Origin of the sequence: Streptomyces sp. NPDC006339 (assembly GCF_040612775.1) — a bacterium.
Classification (GTDB): domain Bacteria; phylum Actinomycetota; class Actinomycetes; order Streptomycetales; family Streptomycetaceae; genus Streptomyces.
In genome coordinates this window covers 65,424-83,070 of the sequence record NZ_JBEXQW010000001.1, presented here as the reverse complement: position 1 = coordinate 83,070, position 17,647 = coordinate 65,424, and the positions used below count along the sequence as shown (strand labels likewise).

The following is a 17,647-nucleotide window of genomic DNA, read 5'->3' as shown; positions in this document are numbered from 1 at the left end:
CCCCGGCCCCAGCTCCGCGCAAAGAAATCTTGATGTCGTGACAATGACGGCGGCGGACGATGTTCACGCTCAAGGGAGTCGATGTTCCGCCGTGCGTACGCGCCGTCCGCACGGAATTGGCCCGGTGTTCGACAAGGGCGCGCTTTCCGGCCCTTCGCGTCAGCGGTCGGGCGTGGCCTCGGGACGTGCGTAGGTACGCCCCTTCCAGGCCGCGCCCCGGCCCCGGTAGTGCTGCACGGCCGAGTCCACCGTCATCGCCATGTAGAGGAGCGCCGTGAACGGCAGCAGCGGCGCGAGCCAGGACGGCTGACGGTAATAGCGGAGCATCGGCAGATACGTGCCCGCCATCACCGCCCAGGCGAGCCCCCCGGCCCACGCCGCCGCCCCGTCCCCGTACACCAGCCCGGCCACCAGCGTCGCGGGCGGCGCCGCATAGACCAGCGCGAGGCCCGCGACCGTACCCGCCAGCAGCAGCGGTCGGTGGCGCAATTGCGCGTACGCGCTCCGCGAGACCATCCGCCACAGCTCGCCGAGGCGGCGGTACGGACGGACGCTGTCCACCCGCTCGGCGAGCCCCAGCCAGACCCGGCCGCCGGCCCGCCGCACCGCCCGGGCGAGCGACACGTCGTCGATCACGGCCTGCCGGATCACCTCCGGGACCCGGGCCCGCTCCGCCGTCTCCGCCCGCAGCAGCACACACCCGCCCGCCGCCGCCGTCGCCCGGGGACGCGGCCGGTTGATCCAGCGGAAGGGATAGAGCTGACAGAAGAAGTAGACGAAGGCCGGCACGATCAGCCGCTCCCAGCCGCTCGCCACCCGCAGCCGCGCCATCTGCGACACCAGATCGAGGCGGTGCCCCGTCGCGGCGGCGACGAGCAGCCGCAGACTGTCCGGCTCGTGCGCGATGTCCGCGTCCGTCAGGAGCAGGAACTCGGGGCCACGCGTGCGTGCCAGGGCCATCCCGTGGCGCAGCGCCCACAGCTTGCCCGTCCAGCCGGCCTCCGGCTCGCCCGGCGAGACCACCGTCAGCGGCAGCCCGCCGTGCTTGCGCGCGAGCTCCTCCGCCAGCCGCCCGGTGCCGTCGGTGCTCCCGTCGTCCACCAGGATCACCTCCGCCGGCCCCGGATAGTCCTGCGCGAGCAGCGACGGCAGGCTCACCGGCAGCACCTCGGCCTCGTCCCGGGCCGGCACGACCACCACCACGCGCGGCGGGCGCTCCGGACGGCCGAGCGGGCGGGGGAGCCGCTGGTCCGTGCGCCAGAAGAAGCCCTGACCCAGGAGCAGCCACCCCCAGACGGACAGCGAGGCGAACGCGATCCAGGCAAGCGGGCTCATTCGCCGCAGTCTGCCCCAGATTGCCGGGGAAACAAGGGTGGTCGGCTAGGGTGACCGGGTGAAGATCGCCCTCATGGACTCCGGAATCGGCCTGCTGCCGGCAGCGGTGGCCGTCCGCCGCATGCGGCCCGACGCGGATCTGGTGCTCTCCTCCGACCCCGACGGCATGCCCTGGGGCCCGCGGACCCCCGAGGACCTCACCCAGCGTGCCCTCGCCGTCGCCCGGGCCGCCGCCGCACACGCCCCCGACGCCCTGATCGTCGGCTGCAACACCGCGACCGTGCACGCCCTGCCGGCGCTCCGCGCCGAGCTGGAGCCCCGCATCCCCGTGATCGGCACCGTCCCCGCGATCAAGCCGGCGGCGGTCGGCGGCGGCAAGGTCGCCATCTGGGCCACCCCCGCCACCACCGGCAGCCCGTACCAGCGCGGACTGATCCGCGACTTCGCGAACGGCGCCGAGGTCACCGAAGTCCCCTGCCCCGGCCTCGCCGACGCCGTCGAGCACGCCGACACCGACGCCGTACGCCGGGCCGTCGCCGCCGCGGCCGCGCTCACACCCCCGGACGTACGGGCCGTCGTCCTCGGCTGCACCCACTACGAGCTGGTCGCCGACCTCATCCGGACGGCCCTGCACCGCACCGACGGGCCCCCGGTCGTTTTGCACGGCTCCGCCGGGGCAGTCGCCGCACAGGCGCTCCGGCGGATCGGCGCCGAGGCCGACCCCGAGGCGGCCCCGACGGGCGCCCTGACCGTGCTCCTGAGCGGCCGCGAGGGCATGCTCTCGCGGACCGCGCTCGGCTACACCGAAGGGCGCGTCCTGGGGGCGGCGACCGCCGCGCACTGAGCGTCACCGAACGACTCCGCCGGGGCGCCGTCACAGCGGAACGTGCTTAGGCTGTCACCATGAGGGACCAACCCCAGAACCAGGGTCCCGAGGGACCCGCACCCCCGGTCTGGACCGGTCGCGCCACCAACCGGATGCAGTGGCTGCCGGCCATCGGCGGAGCCGCCTGCATGGCGCTCGGCATCACGCTCGCCGTCGCCTCCCCCTGGACCTCCGGCATCGCCCCGCTCCTGATGGCCGTGATCGGCTGTGTCGCCGCCGGCCTCCTGGTGCTCTTCGGCACGCTCGCCTTCGTCCACGTCGCCGTCCGCGTCGACCACCGGGCGATGGAGGTCCGCTGCGGCCACATGGGTGTGCCGCGCCGCCGCATCCCGCTCTCCCACGTCGTCGGCGCCGACTTCGCGCCGTCCGTCACCCCGCGCCAGTGGGGCGGCTGGGGCTATCGCTGGCGCCCCGAGATGGGCACGGCGGTCGTGGTCCGCCGCGGCGAGGGCCTGGTGCTGCGCCTCGGCGACGGCCGCACCTTCACGGTCACCGTCGACGACGCGGAATCCGCCGTCCGCGCCATCCGCGCCCTGCTCCTCCACCGCACGACCCCGCCGACCCCCACGGGCCCGACGGGCGGCGGCTGAGGGCACGCGGTGGCCCCCGCCGGGACCGGCCCCCGCCCCTCGCGGCAGGCGAGCGGCCCGGCGGCGCCCCGCGAGGAGCACCGGAGGCACCCGGACGGGAAGGAGCGCCTCCTGATGAGGCCCCCGAGGGCCGGGGCCGCACTGCTGCCGCGGGCGGGGCGCGCCGTAGACTCCGGCAGGTGAGCACCGCCATCGCCCCCGCCGACGTGCCCGAGTCCCCCGCCGTACCGGAGCGGGGCCGTGGGCCCCGGTGGCTGCTGCGGCCGGGCGCGGCCGTCCTCGCCGGGGTGCTGCTCTTCCTGAGCTTCCCGCCGCGCCCCCTGTGGTGGCTCGCGGTGCCCGCGTTCGCGCTGCTCGGCTGGACCCTGCGCGGCCGCCGGCCGCGCGCCGGATTCGGGCTCGGCCACCTGGCCGGTCTCGGCTTCCTGCTGCCGCTCCTGGTGTGGACCGGCGAAGAGGTCGGACCCGTGCCGTGGCTGGCCCTGGCCGCCGTGGAGGCGCTGTTCGTGGCGGCCGTCGGCCTCGGGATCGCCGCCGTGTCCCGGCTGCCCGCCTGGCCCGTGTACGCGGCCGCCGTGTGGATCCTCGGCGAGGCGGCACGCGCGCGCGTGCCGTTCGGCGGCTTCCCCTGGGGCAAGATCGCGTTCGGACAGGCGGACGGAATCTTCCTGCCGCTCGCGGCGGTCGGCGGCACCCCGGTGCTCGGCTTCGCCGTCGCACTCTGCGGATTCGGCCTGTACGAGCTGCTGCGCCAGGTCCGCGCCCGCCGCTCCGGCGCCTCCGGCACCGCACCGCTGCTCGCCGCCGTCCTCGCCGTGCTCGTCCCCGTCACCGGCGCCGTCGCCGCGCTGCCGCTCGTGTCCGACGCCGCGGAGGACGGCACCGCCACCGTCGCCGCGGTCCAGGGCAACGTGCCCCGGCTCGGCCTCGACTTCAACGCCCAGCGGCGCGCGGTGCTCGACAACCACGCCAACCGCACCCGGGAGCTGGCCGCCGACGTGAAGGCGGGCCGCGCACCGCGGCCCGACGTCGTCCTGTGGCCGGAGAACTCCTCCGACATCGACCCGTACGCCAACCCCGACGCGTACCAGGTCATCGACCGGGCGGTACGGGAGGTGAACGCGCCGACCGTCATCGGCGCCGTCATCGCCCCCGAGACCGGCAAGCTGCGCAACACCCTCATCGCCTGGGAGCCGGGCAAGGGCCCCGTCGCCGAGTACGACAAGCGGCACGTCCAGCCCTTCGGCGAATACATCCCGATGCGGTCGTTCGTCCGGCTCTTCGACAGCGACGTCGACCGGGTCCGCCGCGACTTCGGCGCGGGCACCGAGGTCGGGGTGTTCGACCTCGCCGGTACGAAGGTGGGCCTCGCCACCTGTTACGAGGCGGCCTTCGACTGGGCGGTCCGGGACACGGTCACGCACGGCGCCCAGGTGATCAGCGTGCCCAGCAACAACGCCACCTTCGGCCGCAGCGAGATGACCTACCAGCAGCTCGCCATGTCCCGGGTGCGCGCCGTCGAGCACAGCCGCAGCGTGGTCGTGCCGGTCACCAGTGGCGTCAGCGCGGTCATCCGGCCCGACGGCACGATCGTGGCCCAGACGAAGCTGTTCACCCCGGACGTGTTGGTGGAGAAGGTGCCGCTGCGTTCCTCGCTGACCCCGGCGACCCGGCTGGGCACCCTGCCCGAGGCGCTGCTCGCCGCCCTCGCGGTGGCGGGCCTGGGCTGGTCGGCGGCGCGCTCGCTGCGCGCCCGCCGGACCTGCCGGGCCTAAAGCGCCCCGAGGGGCCGGCGCCCAGGAGGGGCCCGGCCCGGGCCGAGGGCAGGGCCGGCCGGGCGCGAATGATCATTTAGGGTCGGGGTATGGGCACCCCCGACTTCATCCGCGACCTCCGCGCCTCCGCCGGTCACCAGCTCCTGTTCCTGCCGGGGGTCTCCGCCGTCGTCTTCGACGACCAGGGGCGCGTCCTGCTCGGCCGGCGGACGGACACCGGCATGTGGGCGATCGTCGGCGGCATCGTCGAGCCCGGCGAGCAGCCCGCCGCCTGCGCCGTCCGCGAGGTGTACGAGGAGACCGGCGTGCACTGCGAGGTGGAACGGGTCGTGCTCGTCCAGACCCTGCGCAAGCCGGTCGTCTACCCCAACGGCGACCGGTGCCAGTTCATGGACGTCTCCTTCCGGTGCCGGGCCGTCGGGGGCGAGGCCCGGGTGAACGACGACGAGTCGACGGAGGTCGGCTGGTTCGCGCTGGACGCCCTCCCGGAGATGAAGCGCTTCTCGCACTTCCGCATCGAGCGGGCACTCGCCGACGAACCCACATGGTTCGACACCACGCCCCTGGGCTGAACTATGTGCCGAGCACACATCGGTCGGAGGTGGGGCGCTTCATAGGGTGCGGAGCATGAGCGCCCCCACCACATCAGGGCCCGTCCCGGCCCCGGCCCCCGCGCCCCGGCCCGCCCCGGGCTCCGTCACCCTCGACCTCTCCGGGCGCACCGCGCTCGTCACCGGCGCGGCCGGCGGCATCGGCCGCGCCTGCGCCCTGCGGCTCGCCGCCGCCGGAGCCCGGGTCAGAGCCGTCGACCGGGCCGCCGAAGGACTGGACGCCCTCACCCGGGCCGCGCACGGGCTTCCCGGGCAGGTCGAGAGCCGGCTGCTCGACCTCACCGACCTGGACGCCGCCGAGGCCGCCGCCGCGGGCGCCGACATCCTCGTGAACAACGCCGGACTCCAGCTCGTCCGCCCCATCGAGGACTTCCCCCCGGACGTCTTCCACACCGTCCTCACCGTGATGCTGGAGGCGCCGTTCCGGCTGATCCGGGGCGCCCTCCCGGAGATGTACGCCCGCGGCTGGGGCCGGATCGTGAACATCTCCTCCGTCCACGGGCTGCGCGCCTCCCCCTACAAGTCCGCCTACGTCGCCGCCAAACACGGCCTGGAGGGCCTGTCCAAGACCGCGGCCCTCGAAGGCGCCCCGCACGGCGTCACCTCCAACTGCGTCAACCCCGGCTATGTCCGCACGCCGCTCGTCGAGCGCCAGATCGCCGACCAGGCCGCCGCCCACGGCATCCCCGCCGAACGGGTCCTGTCCGAGGTGCTCCTGAAGGACTCGGCACTCAAGCGGCTGATCGAACCGGAGGAGGTCGCCGAGGCGGTCCTCTACCTCTGCACCCCGCAGGCGTCCTTCGTCACCGGCGCCTCGCTCACCCTCGACGGCGGCTGGACGGCCCACTGAACGCCGACGCGCCCGTGCCGGTTGTCCACAGACGGTTTTCCACAGGGCTGGTGCGAGCCCCCGTACGGCAGGTATCCCTGTGACCATGACCCACGAACAGGCCGTCTACCTGGAGCTCCTCGCCCGCGGCGCCGCACCCGAGGCGTACGACCGCCCCGTGCTGCTCGCCCGCGCGAGCGGCGCGGGGCCCGAGGAGCTGGCCGAGCTGGAGCAGGCCAAGCAGCTCGCGCTGCGGGTCAGGGCCGAGCTGGAGGGCCGCAGGCGCCGCGAGGCCGAGCTCTCGGCGCTGTTCGAGACCGCCCACGACCTCGCGGGCCTGCGCGACCTCGACGACGTGCTCCGCGCCATCGTGCAGCGCGCCCGCTCCCTGCTCGGCACCGAGGTGGCCTACCTCAGCCTCAACGACCCGGTGCGCGGCGACACGTACATGCGGGTCACCGAGGGGTCGGTCTCGGCGCGGTTCCAGCAGGTCCGGCTCGGCATGGGGGAGGGCCTCGGAGGGCTCGTCGCCCAGACCGCCCGCCCCTATGTCACGGACGACTACTTCCGCGACGAGCGGTTCCAGCACACCGAGGCCATCGACAGCGCCGTCGGCGACGAGGGCCTGGTCGCCATCCTCGGCGTGCCGCTCACCCTCGGCAGCCAGGTCATCGGCGTCCTCTTCGCCGCCGACCGCAGGGCCCGGGTCTTCGAACGGGAGCAGGTGGCCCTGCTCGGCTCGTTCGCCGCCCACGCGGCCGTCGCCATCGACACCGCCAACCTGCTCGCCGAGACCCGCTCCGCCCTCGCCGAGCTGGAGCGGGCCAACGACATCATCCGCGAGCACAGCGGGGTCATCGAGCGGGCCTCCGAGGTCCACGACCGGCTCACCGAACTCGTCCTGCGCGGCGGCGGCGTCCACGACGTGGCCGCCGCCGTCTCCGAAGTCCTCGGCGGCACGGTCGAGTTCGTCGAGCAGCGGCCCGGCCCCGCCGGGATCTCCGAAGGCCACGCCACCCGGGACGGCGACGACTGGATCGCCGCCGTCACCGCCGGCGGCGAGACCTTCGGCGCCCTCGTCCTGCGCGAGCGGCCCGACCTCGACCCCGTCGACCTCCGCACCCTGGAGCGGGCCGCCCTCGTCACCTCCCTGCTGCTGCTCGCCCGCCGCTCCGCCGGGGAGGCCGAGCAGCGGGTCCGCGGCGAGCTCCTCGACGACCTGCTCGACGCGCCGGACCGCGACCGGCGGCTGCTGCGCGAGCGCGCCGCCCGGCTGCACACCGACACCGACGCCCCCCATGTGGTGCTCGCCGCCCGCATCGACCGCGCCGGCGCCGGGCCCGACCCCGACCCGGGCGGCCGGGAGAGCGCGGACCGCCAGCGGCTGCGCTCGGCCGCCTCCCATCTGGCCGCCACCCGCCACGGACTGGCCTCGGCCCGCGACGGGGGCACGGTCCTGCTGCTGCCCCTCGGCCCCGGCGAGAGCGCGGCCGAGGTGGCCCGGCAGACCGCCAAACACCTCGGCGGAGCCCTGCGCGAGCCCGTCACCGTCGGCGCCTCCGCCCCCGTCACCGCACCCCTCGCCCACCCCGACCGGGTGGCCCCCGCCTACGAGGAGGCCCGCCGCTGCCTGGAGGCCCTGCGGCTCCTGCACCGCCAGGGCGAGGGAGCCGCCGCCGAGGACCTCGGCTTCCTCGGTCTGCTGCTCGCCGACACCCGCGACATCGAGGGCTTCGTCGAGCGCACCATCGGCCAGGTCATCGCCTACGACCGGCGCCGCGGCACGGACCTGGTGCGCACCATGGACGCCTACTTCGCGAGCGGGATGAGCCCCGCCCGTACGAAGGACGACCTCCACGTGCACGTCAACACCGTGGCCCAGCGCGTCGAGCGGATCGGCCGGCTGCTCGGGCCCGACTGGCAGACCCCGGCCCGCGCCCTGGAGATACAGCTCGCCCTCCGCCTGCACGCCCTGTCCGACGCCGTCATACGCTGACCGCTCAGCCAAGCCGCCGAACCCCCACGGCCCAGGAGGTCGCCCGATGTCCGGACGTCCCACAGACCTGCCCCTCTCCGGCATCACCGTCGTCAGCGTCGAACAGGCGGTGGCCGCCCCCTTCGCCACCCGCCAGCTCGCCGACCTCGGCGCCCGGGTGATCAAGGTCGAGCGGCCGGGCGGCGGCGACTTCGCCCGCCGGTACGACACCACCGTGCACGGTGAGTCCAGCTACTTCGTCTGGCTCAACCGGTCCAAGGAGTCGATCACCCTCGACCTGAAGACGGACGCGGGCCGCGAGGTCCTGGAGCGGCTGCTCGCCGAGGCGGACGTCTTCGTGCAGAACCTGGCGCCCGGAGCGGCCGCCCGGCTGGGCCTCGCCCCCGAAGCCCTCGCCGAGCGGTTCCCCTCCCTGATCGCGGCCGGCCTCTCCGGCTACGGGACGAGCGGACCGTGGGCCGACCGCAAGGCGTACGACCTGCTCGTGCAGTGCCAGACCGGCCTGGTCTCGCTCACGGGGAACGAGCACGGCACCGCCCGCGCCGGTGTCTCCGTCGCCGACATCGCCGCCGGCATGTACCTCTACAGCGGCATCCTGACCGCCCTGTTCACCCGCGCCACCACCGGCGTCGCCCGCGCCGTCGAGGTCTCCCTCTTCGAGGCGCTCGCCGAATGGATGCACCAGCCCGCCTACTACACCCGCTACGGGGGCACCCAGCCCCCGCGCATCGGCACCCGGCACGCCACCATCGCCCCCTACGGCGCCTTCACCGCCGCCGACGGCAAGGACGTCCTGTTCTCCATCCAGAACGAGCGCGAATGGGCCGCCCTGTGCGAGCGGTTCCTGGAGCGGCCCGCGCTCGCCGCCGACCCGAGGTTCGCCACCGGCTCCGACCGCGTCGCCCACCGGGAGGAGCTCGACGCCCTGGTGGCCGAGCGGTTCGCCGAACTCGACAGCAGGGCGGCCGGCAAGCTCCTCGACGAGGCGGGCATCGCCAACGCGGGCGTCAACGACATGACGGAGTTCCTGGCCCACCCCGTCCTCGACGCCCGAGAGCGCTGGCGGGACGTCCGGATACCTGGCGGAGCGCAGGTGCCCGCCCTGCTGCCGCCGGCCGACCTTTCCGGCACCAGCCCGCGCATGGACGCCGTCCCCGCCGTCGGCGAACACACCGCCGGCATCCTCGCCGAACTGGGCTACGGGCCCGCCGACATCGACGCCCTGCGGGCCCGGCAGGTCATCTGACCGGACCCGGCCCCCGGTAGAGCGCGCTGAGCAGCTCGATCACCGACTGCGTGGCGGGATGCGGGTCGTCCCGCCACCACGCGAGGCGCACCGCGACCGGCTCGGCGTCGCGCACCGGCCGGTAGACCACCCCTGGCCGGCGGTACTGGCTGGCCGTGGCCTCCGCGCTCATGCCGATCCGGCGGCCCGTCGAGATCGCCGTGAGCCAGTCGTCCACGTCGTACGTCTCCTCCGTCGCCGGCCGGGAGTCGGGCGGCCACAGCTCCGGCGTCGTGGTGCCGGTGCGCCGGTCGATCAGCAGCGTGTGCCCGCTGAGATCGGCGAGCCGTACCGAACGGCGCCTGGCCAGCGGCTCGTCGGCGGCCATCGCGCACAGCCGCCGCTCCAGGCCGACGATCGCCGAGTCGAAGCGCCGGTCCTCCAGGGGCCTGCGCAGCACGGCCAGGTCGCAGGAGCCCTCGGCGAGCCCCGCGCTCGGCGAGTTCACCCGCACCAGCCGGAGCTCCGTACCGGGATGGGCGGCGGCCCAGCGCCGCTGGAACGCCGGCGTGTGCCGTCCCAGCGCCGACCAGGCGTACCCGATCCGCAGGACGCGCTCCCCGGACGTCGCCTCCCGGACCAGCTCCTCCGCCTCCGCCAGCACCCGCCGGGCATGCCCCACGACCCGTACCCCGGTGGCCGTCGGCGTCACCGAGCGGGAGGTGCGGCGCAACAGCCGTACGCCGAGGGCCCGTTCGAGGGAGGCGAGCGTGCGGGAGACCGCCGCCTGCGAGACGCCGAGCGCGAGCGCGGCGTCCGTGAAGGTCCCCTCGTCGACGATCGCGACGAGACACCGGAGCTGCCGCAGTTCCACATCCATACGATCAGCGTATAGACGAATCCGCGCATGCATTTTGCGCAAACACGGGCGGCGAGCACCATCGGGCCATGCCCGCAGCCCCTGCCGCACCCGCCGCGGCGATCCCCGCCGCGACCTCGCACCGCACCTCCCCGGCCGGAGTGGCCGCCATGCTCGGCAGCGGCCTCTCCAACCAGATCGGCGCCGCGACCGGCTCCCTCGCCTTCCCCGTCCTCGGCCCCGTCGGAGTCGTCGCCGTCCGCCAGTACGTCGCCGCGATCGTCCTCCTGGCCGTCGCCCGCCCCCGGCTCCGCGACCTCACCCGCCACCAGTGGCGCCCGGTCATCCTGCTCGCGGTCGTGTTCGGCACGATGAACCTCTCCCTCTACACGGCCATCGACCGCGTCGGCCTCGGACTCGCCGTCACGCTGGAGTTCCTCGGCCCGCTCACCCTCGCCCTCGCCGCCACCCGCCGCCGCGTGGACGCCTGCTGCGCGCTCCTCGCCGCGGCCGGAGTCGTCACCCTCATGCGCCCCCAGCCCACCACCGACTACCTCGGCATGGCCTTCGGCCTCCTCGGCGCCGTCTGCTGGGCCGCGTACATCCTGCTCAACCGCACGGTCGGCAGCCGCATACCCGGCGCCCGGGGCAGCGCCGCCGCGGCCACCCTCTCCGCACTGACCTTCCTGCCCGTCGGACTCTTCGTCGCCCTGCACCACCCGCCCACCGCCGCGTCGCTCGGCTACGCCGTCACCGCCGGCGTCCTCGCCTCCGCCGTCCCCTACCTCGTGGACCTCTTCACCCTGCGCCACGTACCGCCGGCGGCCTTCGGCCTCTTCATGAGCGTCAACCCCGTCCTCGCCGCCCTCGTCGGCTGGATCGGCCTCGGCCAGCACCTCGGCCCGGCCGACGCGGCCGCGATCGGCGCCGTCGTCACCGCGAACGCGCTCAGCATCCTCACCGCGTACCGCCGCCCCGCAGAAGGCTGACCCCCGGGGGCGCCCCCGGTGGTCACGGGGGCCCGTATCGACGGGCGTTCCGGAGCATCGGCGGACATCCCAAGAGCGGACGTCCCAAGAGCGGACATCCCAAGGGCGGACATCCCAAGGGCGGACCTCGCAGCGGCGAACTAGGATCGGCGGAGCGGGAGTCGGCCTCCCGGGAGTGACCCTTCGGGAGAACACATGGCGACCGTGACCCGCTACCGGTGCCCGGTGACACCGGACGCGTGCCCCACCTCGACGACCGGCGGTTTCTGCCCCACGCACGAAAGGGAACGGCTCGTACCCGAACGGCTCCTCCGGGCCGACGAGTTGGCGCAGACCGCGGTGCAGCGCCTCGTCCCCGCCGCCCGGGTCCACGGTGAGGCACGGGGCCAGGACGCGGCCGAGCGCGAAGCCGAGGGTGCCGGGCGGGCGGCCGGGATCGAGCCGACGGTGCGCTCCAGGCCCGCCCGCCTCGCCCTCGTCCTGGCCGGCACGCTCGTACCCCTGCGCGGCGAGGGCGAGGCACCCACCCGACTGGGCCGCGACGCCCCCGAGTGCGCCCATGTGAGCGGACTCCACCGGCTCCACCAGATCTCCCGCGAACACGCCGAGCTCTACTGGGAGTCCGGACAGCTCTATGTCCGCGACACACGGTCGAGCAACGGCACCTTCGTCGACGGCGAGCGGATCCACGGCCCGACCCGGCTCTGGCCCGGCACGCACCGACTCCGGCTCGCCCAGGACGTCGACCTGACCGTCGTCGAGATCGACGACTCCGGATCCCCGGCCTAGGCGCGTCCGGCGCGTCCTGCGAGTCCGGCGGATCCGATGGTTCTGGGGGATCGTTCGTCGCGGCCCACCCGTCGGTTGCGCGGTCAGCCCGGTTCGTCAAGGTCTGCGATCATGACGGAGAGCACCGCAGAAACCTGGCCGGAACCTCCCCTCACTTCGCCCGGCTCTGGCTCGGCTCTCCCGTCGGGGCGCCCTGGGACGGCGTCGACTGGGACAGCACCCCCGACTGGGACTACCGATCCGCCGCATCCTCTTGGACCTCGTCGAGGAGTGCGCCCGCCACGCCGGCCACGCCGGCCACGCCGACCTCATGCGCGAATCCGTCGACGGGCTCACGGGCGAGGACCCGCCGAGGTGAACCGAGGGACCCCGGGGGAGAGGTGACGCTTCCTGCGGGACCCGGCCGCGTACCGGTGGGCACGCCAGGAGGCCGAGTCGCCGCCGACCCTGCCCCGGCAAGATCCGAAAGACACGGCCTAGTCCGCCACCAGGTCCGTCGGGTCGGTGTTGGCGCCGCAGAGGACCACGCAGACCTTCTCGCCGGGAGAGGGGCGGTAGGCGTGGGGCAGGGCCGCGAGGGCGGTGGCGGCGGCGTGTTCGACGGCCAGACGGCGGTCGTCCCACAGGGCCTGCCGGGTGCGGACGATCTCGCCGTCCGGGACGAGGACCGAGCGGACGTCGCCCCGGAGGGCGGCGTCCAGGGCCATGGCGGAGGCCCGGCGGGCGCCGAGGGCGTCCGCCGCGATCGAGTCCACCGGAACGTCGACCGGAGTCCCCGCTTCCAGCGCCGCGTCGAGCGCCCGGCAGTGCTCCGGCTCGACGGCCACGGTGCGGATGCCGTGCTGCCGCGCCGCCGTGGCGATCCCCGCGAACAGGCCGCCCCCGCCGACCGACACGACGACCGTGTCCAGGCCCGGTACGCGGTCGAGGATCTCCTCCAGGAGGGTGCCCGCCCCGGCGGCGATGAGCGGATGGTCGTACGCGTGCGAGGCCAGCGCCCCGCTCTGCTCGGCGAACGCCTCGCAGGCCGCCAGCGCCTCCGCGTACTCCGTACCGACGAGCCGGACCTCGGCCCCGTACCCCACCAGCCGGTCGACCTTCACCTTCGGTGCCGTGACGGGCAGGAAGACGGTGGCCCGCACGCCCTGCCGCCGCGCCGCCCACGCACAGGCCAGCCCGGCGTTGCCGCCGGAGGCGATCGTCACCCCGGCCTCGGGCAGGGTGCCGGCCTCGTGGTGCGCCCGGAGGAAGTTCCAGGCGCCGCGCGCCTTGAAGGACCCGGTGTGCTGAAGGAACTCGAGGGCGAGGAAGAGCTCGTGGCCGGCGCCTCCGGACGGTCCCGCCTCGGCGGGGGTGACGGTCACGGGGCGGATGTGTCCGGCGACGCGTCCGACGGCGGTCTTCACGTCGTCGTAGGAGAGGGCCTGCTCGGGGAGGGGGCTGTTCCCGGGAGATTCCATGGTGGCGATCATGGCACCCGCCGACCGCGGCGGCCAGGCCCCTCAGGCCGTCAGCCGGGGGCGGGTGCGGTGCTCGGCGGGGGTGCCGTCGAGGACGCGGGCCGTGCGGGCGGCCGGGTCGAGGACGACCGTGGCCAGGCTCCCCCAGCGGCGGCCGGTCGGCGCCGCCATGTCGGGAACACAGGTCACGGGCGGTTCCGCGGGGCCGGTGACGAGCTGCCGCCGCAAGTCGTCACCCGGCTCGAACCACGCCCCGGCACCTGCCCCCGCCGCCGTTCCGGTCTCGTCGAGCGGTGCGCGGGTCAGGCGGTCGCGGAGGAAGTCGAACCGCTGCCCGGAGTCGGGCTGGTAGAGCCAGGTCTTCTCCCGTGCGGCCGGTTCCCCGGTGAGGAAGTGGTTGGTCCGCAGGTGCGTGCCGGCGTTCACCGGAGGGGCCTCGAAGACGCCCACCGGGCTGAGGTCGAGCAGAGCGGCGCTCTCCGGGTCGAAGAGCAGGAAGGAACCGGAGGAGGTGATCGGGGCGGAGCGGACGATCTCCCGGGCGTGGGCGACGCTTTCGGCCTCCTCCAGGACGAGCGCGGCGAGCACGTGCACGGGGACACCGCCGACGCGGTCCTCCTGGTGCCCCAGGATGTTGAAGTGCAGCGCGAGCCCGGCGCTGTTGACACCGATCTTGGCGAGGATGCCGTGCTCGGTGAGCCCGACGTACCGATGGGCGCCTCCGGCGGACTCCAGGGTGTGCCAGAAGCGGGCGAGTTCGATGTGCCAGTCCCAGGTCTGGACGCCGACGTGGGTGAGACCGGCGCCGTCGGCCCCCCGGAGCCCACGCACCCGAGGGACCCGGCGCACGATCGTGGAGCACTCGCCCGGCGGTACGGCGGCGGAGCGGGCCAGGATCTCCGTACGGGCGTTGAGCGCCGCGATCCGCCAGGGCTCGACCCCCGCCCCGTCCGCGATGCCCTCCATCTGCGCGCGCAGCGCCGGGCGGAAGGCGCCGACCGCGTCCAGGGCCCGTGAGGCGTCGTCCCGGACGGTGTCCGGCCGGATGCCGCCGAGGGCGAACAGCCGGTCGTAGGTCTCGATCGCGCCGTGCAGCAGCGGCGTGAGCCGCCGCCCTCGGTCCTGGCCGCGTCGGCGGGGGTCGGGATCGGCGACGGCCACGTGCGGTCGGTGCTCGGGGCGGGGGAAGGGGGCCGGGGCCGGGGAGGCGTCGGTCACGGGTCTGGCTCCTGTGGTGCGTACGGGGAGGGGCGGTGCGGGTGGTCGTGGTCAGTCGCGGGCGGCCGCCGCCGTGGACGGCAGGGTGCCCAGGATCCGGGAGAGCGTCCAGTAGAGGAGCGAGGAGCCGAACACGCCGACCGGGACGGCGAGGTTGAGGCCGGACAGGCCCGCGGAGACGGGTCCGGCCCAGAAGGTGGAGCTCGCGCACAGGGCGGCCGCGGCCGCGCCGACGACGGTGGCGAGGACACCGGCCCAGTTGACGCCGCCGCGGTACCAGTAGGGGCCGGTACGACTCTGGTCGTGCAGGGCCGCGCCGTCGTAGCGGCCCCGGCGCAGCACGACATCGGTCGCGTACACGGCCATGGAGGGACCGGTGACGATCACCACCAGTTCCATCATGGCGTTGACGGCGGTGAGGAAGTCGAAGACGAGGATCGCGAACAGCGTCATCGCCGTGCCGATCGCGCCGACGACGAGGACGGCGGCGACGCGGGGGAGTCGGACGCCGATCGACTGCAGGGACAGGCCGGCGCTGTACGCGGTCATGCCGTTGTTGGCCATCGTGTTCAGGACCACGCCGATGACGAAGACGGGCACGAACCAGCCCGGCATGACGCTCTCCAGGGCGCCCTGCGGGTCGCTCATGTCGAGCGTCGTGGCCGCGAGCGCGCCGACGCCCGTGAACAGGACGCTCGGCAGGAAGGCCCCGGCCGCGGTCCACAGGGTGACGGCCGTGCGGCCGGTGTCGCGCGGCAGGTAGCGGGCGAGGTCGGGGCTGTTGGCGTACGAGAGCGGGGCGGAGGCCACGAGCGTGAAGCCGGTCGCGAGGGCGACGGCGTGCCCGAGCCCGGTGAGGGGTTCGGCCGGGGCGTACGACCAGTCGGCGCGCAGGACGACGAGGACCGAGACGACGAGGAAGACGAGGACGAGCAGGACCGTCAGGGCCGCGTAGAGGCGCACGATGGTCGCGTGGCCGTAGATCGCGACGAGGACGGTGCCGCCGGCGATCAGACAGATCACGACGGTGTCCAGGGCCGCGGAGTCGGGCAGTCCGATCCGGCCGGCGAGCCCGATGCCGGCGACGGAGGCGGCCGACCAGTTGAGTGCGAGGTAGAGGGCGGAGATCAGCCAGCCGGTGAGCGCGACGACCGCCTTGTTGCCGAGGACGCCGTAGATTGCCCGTGACACCACCGAGCCGGTGGTGCCGGAGGCGGGCCCGCTGATCGCGATGAAGCCGGTGAGCAGCCAGCACAGGTTGCCCGCGACGATCACGGCCAGTGCCTCGCCGAGGGGCAGTCCGATGAGGACGAGGGTGGCGCCGACCACGAAGCTGAGATAGCTGACGTTCGGGGCGGCCCAGAGCGCGAAGAGCTCGCGGGGCGATCCGTGCCGCTCGGCGTCGGGCACGCAGTCGATGCCCCGGGTCTCGACCTGTCCGGCCCGGTCGACGCCGGGGGTCGTCGCGCCGTGGGTCCGGCCGGCCACGTCGTGGCGTGCGGGGGATGAGGCCATGGAGGTGTCCTTGTCCGAGGAGGGGCGACGGAGGAGGGGAGGGGGGCTCGGGAGTCACGGGGAGCCGGGCGGTCGCGGTCGTCGGCCTCGCGGCCGGCGGACGACCACGTGGCCGGCTCCTCGCGTTATTGGTGACGTAACCAATAGCTTGTTGGTGCGTCATCCAATAGGGTGTGCCGTGTGACGTCAACCCCCCGGAGCACCCGGATCCGCAAGGACCCCGCCGAGCGGCGCGCGGAGATCCTGGACACCGCCGCCCGGCTCGCCCTGGAGCAGGGCCTGGAACGGGTCACCATGCAACTGGTGGCCGCCGAGCTCGGCGTACGGCCCGGTCTGATCAGCCACTACTTCCCGGCGATCGACGCCCTGCTCTGCGAGGCGTTCGCCCGCGCCGTCACGCGCGAGCGCGACGCCCTGCTGCCGGACGCCGACCGGGAGCTGCCGCCCGTGCGCCGGATGGCCCGCTTCCTCGACCGCATCGGCGACCCCGGCTTCGCCAACCTCGGGCGCCTGTGGCTGAACGCCCGCCACCTCGCCCGCTACCGGCCGAACCTCCGACGGGTGGTCGTCGAACAGGAGGCGGTGATGCGGGAGATGCTGACCGCCCTGATCGAGGAGGGTGTCCGCGCGGGCGACTTCGTCACCGACGACCCGGCGGAGGCGTGCGTGGTCCTCCTCGTGACCGTCGACGGCCTCGACTCGTACTCCAACACCGACGACGGGGCGGCCCCCTGCCACCCCGTCCTCGACACCCTCGTCCTGCGCGTCGCGGAACGCGAACTGGGCCTGCCGCACGGAGCCTTGAGCGTCGAGCGCTGACCTTCAGGGGCCGGGCCGCGAGCCGTCGCCCGTGTGGGCGGGGAGTCGGGTTACGGGCCGGGACGCGAGCCCGGGCGGCGGCCGACCGCGCGCAGAGCACCGCGCAGCGCGGCGCGTTCGTGCGCGTCGAGGCCCTCCACGAAGCGGAGCAGCACGGCGGACGCGTCCTCGCCGGCGCGCAGGCCGTCCTCCATGAGCGCCGCCGCGTACGCCTCCCGCGTGGCCGCGGCCCGGTACACCCAGATCCGGCCGTCCCGGTCACGGGTGAGATAGCCCTTGTGGAACAGGATCGTCGTGACCGTGGTCACGGTGGTGTACGCGAGGTCCCGGTGCCGGTTGAGGTCGTCGACGACCTCGCGCACGGTGGCGGGGCGGTTCCACCTCCAGAAGCGGTCCATGATCTCCGCCTCCAGGTCCCCCAGCCGACGCATGCCCCCGTGTTCCTCTCCGCCGACGTCTCCCGGCCGACGTCCGGCCGTACGCACATCCCCGTACGAACGTCCCCGGCACGCATAGTAGACGCGTGGCGCGCGGCGGCCGGGAGCCCTTCGCGGTCGGGTGGGCCGGGGTGGCGTGAACGCGCCATCGCGCGTTCACGCAGCCCGGCTCCTCTGGCCGCGCCCCGGGCCGCCCGGTGAGGATGGATCCCACGACGCGCCGCCCCACGGCACGCGGCCCGCGCGTCCGAACGGCCAGGACCGGGCGACGCCCTGGAGGGTCGGTACGACGACGGGGAGACCTCCCCCGCTCC

General features: G+C 74.6%; 17 protein-coding genes. 11 read left to right on the top strand and 6 right to left on the bottom strand.

Going from position 1 to position 17,647, the window contains the following annotated elements; genetic code table 11:
* Nucleotides 1–159: 159 nt before the first annotated feature.
* On the bottom strand, nt 160–1,335 hold the full coding sequence (locus ABZ135_RS00425) for a glycosyltransferase (protein WP_356690224.1): 1,176 nt from the start codon (nt 1,333–1,335) through the stop codon (nt 160–162).
* A gap of 58 nt (nt 1,336–1,393) precedes the next feature.
* Between ABZ135_RS00425 and ABZ135_RS00420 the strand changes: the two genes are divergently transcribed.
* The 7 genes from ABZ135_RS00420 (at nt 1,394) to ABZ135_RS00390 (ending at nt 9,268) form a co-directional block, all read left to right on the top strand.
* A complete protein-coding gene (locus tag ABZ135_RS00420) occupies nt 1,394–2,179 on the top strand; it encodes an aspartate/glutamate racemase family protein (RefSeq protein ID WP_356690222.1) in 786 nt (261 codons plus the stop codon).
* Nucleotides 2,180–2,238: 59 nt separating this feature from the next.
* Nucleotides 2,239–2,811, top strand: coding sequence for a hypothetical protein (locus ABZ135_RS00415; protein WP_356690220.1), 573 nt, complete (start codon nt 2,239–2,241; stop codon nt 2,809–2,811).
* A 179-nt stretch (nt 2,812–2,990) separates the two neighbouring features.
* Nucleotides 2,991–4,586, top strand: coding sequence for an apolipoprotein N-acyltransferase (gene lnt, locus ABZ135_RS00410; RefSeq protein ID WP_356690218.1), 1,596 nt, complete (start codon nt 2,991–2,993; stop codon nt 4,584–4,586).
* A gap of 89 nt (nt 4,587–4,675) precedes the next feature.
* A complete protein-coding gene (locus ABZ135_RS00405) occupies nt 4,676–5,158 on the top strand; it encodes an NUDIX domain-containing protein (RefSeq protein ID WP_356690216.1) in 483 nt (160 codons plus the stop codon).
* Nucleotides 5,159–5,213: 55 nt separating this feature from the next.
* On the top strand, nt 5,214–6,047 hold the full coding sequence (locus tag ABZ135_RS00400) for a 3-hydroxybutyrate dehydrogenase (RefSeq protein ID WP_356690214.1): 834 nt from the start codon (nt 5,214–5,216) through the stop codon (nt 6,045–6,047).
* A gap of 85 nt (nt 6,048–6,132) precedes the next feature.
* Nucleotides 6,133–8,022 (top strand): GAF domain-containing protein, encoded by a 1,890-nt coding sequence (locus ABZ135_RS00395; RefSeq protein ID WP_356690212.1) that lies wholly within the window; start codon nt 6,133–6,135, stop codon nt 8,020–8,022.
* 46 nt (nt 8,023–8,068) lie between these two features.
* Entirely contained in the window at nt 8,069–9,268 is a 1,200-nt protein-coding gene (locus ABZ135_RS00390; protein ID WP_356690210.1) for a CaiB/BaiF CoA-transferase family protein, read from the top strand.
* Here ABZ135_RS00390 and ABZ135_RS00385 read toward each other — a convergent pair.
* Entirely contained in the window at nt 9,261–10,127 is an 867-nt protein-coding gene (locus ABZ135_RS00385) for a LysR family transcriptional regulator (protein ID WP_356690208.1), read from the bottom strand. The genes ABZ135_RS00390 and ABZ135_RS00385 overlap by 8 nt on opposite strands.
* Nucleotides 10,128–10,195: 68 nt before the next feature.
* Here ABZ135_RS00385 and ABZ135_RS00380 point away from each other — a divergent pair, with 68 nt between their 5' ends.
* The 3 genes from ABZ135_RS00380 (at nt 10,196) to ABZ135_RS00370 (ending at nt 12,242) form a co-directional block, all read left to right on the top strand.
* Nucleotides 10,196–11,095, top strand: coding sequence for an EamA family transporter (locus ABZ135_RS00380; protein ID WP_356690206.1), 900 nt, complete (start codon nt 10,196–10,198; stop codon nt 11,093–11,095).
* Nucleotides 11,096–11,290: 195 nt separating this feature from the next.
* Nucleotides 11,291–11,884, top strand: coding sequence for an FHA domain-containing protein (locus tag ABZ135_RS00375; protein ID WP_356690204.1), 594 nt, complete (start codon nt 11,291–11,293; stop codon nt 11,882–11,884).
* Between the two features lie 253 nt (nt 11,885–12,137).
* On the top strand, nt 12,138–12,242 hold the full coding sequence (locus tag ABZ135_RS00370; RefSeq protein ID WP_356690202.1) for a hypothetical protein: 105 nt from the start codon (nt 12,138–12,140) through the stop codon (nt 12,240–12,242).
* 118 nt (nt 12,243–12,360) lie between these two features.
* Here ABZ135_RS00370 and ABZ135_RS00365 read toward each other — a convergent pair whose 3' ends face one another.
* From ABZ135_RS00365 to ABZ135_RS00355, 3 genes are read right to left on the bottom strand one after another with little or no spacing between them, the layout of a single operon-like run.
* A complete protein-coding gene (locus tag ABZ135_RS00365; protein WP_356690200.1) occupies nt 12,361–13,344 on the bottom strand; it encodes a threonine/serine dehydratase in 984 nt (327 codons plus the stop codon).
* Nucleotides 13,345–13,386: 42 nt separating this feature from the next.
* The gene (locus tag ABZ135_RS00360) at nt 13,387–14,562 is read right to left on the bottom strand and encodes a C45 family peptidase (protein WP_356690198.1); all 1,176 of its coding nucleotides are present in this window, start codon (nt 14,560–14,562) and stop codon (nt 13,387–13,389) included.
* A gap of 51 nt (nt 14,563–14,613) precedes the next feature.
* Nucleotides 14,614–16,077 carry a cytosine permease gene (locus tag ABZ135_RS00355; RefSeq protein WP_356690196.1) on the bottom strand — a complete coding sequence of 488 codons (1,464 nt, stop codon included), beginning with the start codon at nt 16,075–16,077 and terminating at the stop codon, nt 14,614–14,616.
* A 180-nt stretch (nt 16,078–16,257) separates the two neighbouring features.
* On the opposite strand from ABZ135_RS00355, the gene ABZ135_RS00350 reads away from it, so the two are divergent.
* Nucleotides 16,258–16,896 (top strand): TetR family transcriptional regulator, encoded by a 639-nt coding sequence (locus tag ABZ135_RS00350; RefSeq protein ID WP_356690194.1) that lies wholly within the window; start codon nt 16,258–16,260, stop codon nt 16,894–16,896.
* A 50-nt stretch (nt 16,897–16,946) separates the two neighbouring features.
* Here ABZ135_RS00350 and ABZ135_RS00345 read toward each other — a convergent pair whose 3' ends face one another.
* Nucleotides 16,947–17,327 (bottom strand): BlaI/MecI/CopY family transcriptional regulator, encoded by a 381-nt coding sequence (locus ABZ135_RS00345; protein ID WP_356690192.1) that lies wholly within the window; start codon nt 17,325–17,327, stop codon nt 16,947–16,949.
* Nucleotides 17,328–17,647 lie beyond the last annotated feature (320 nt).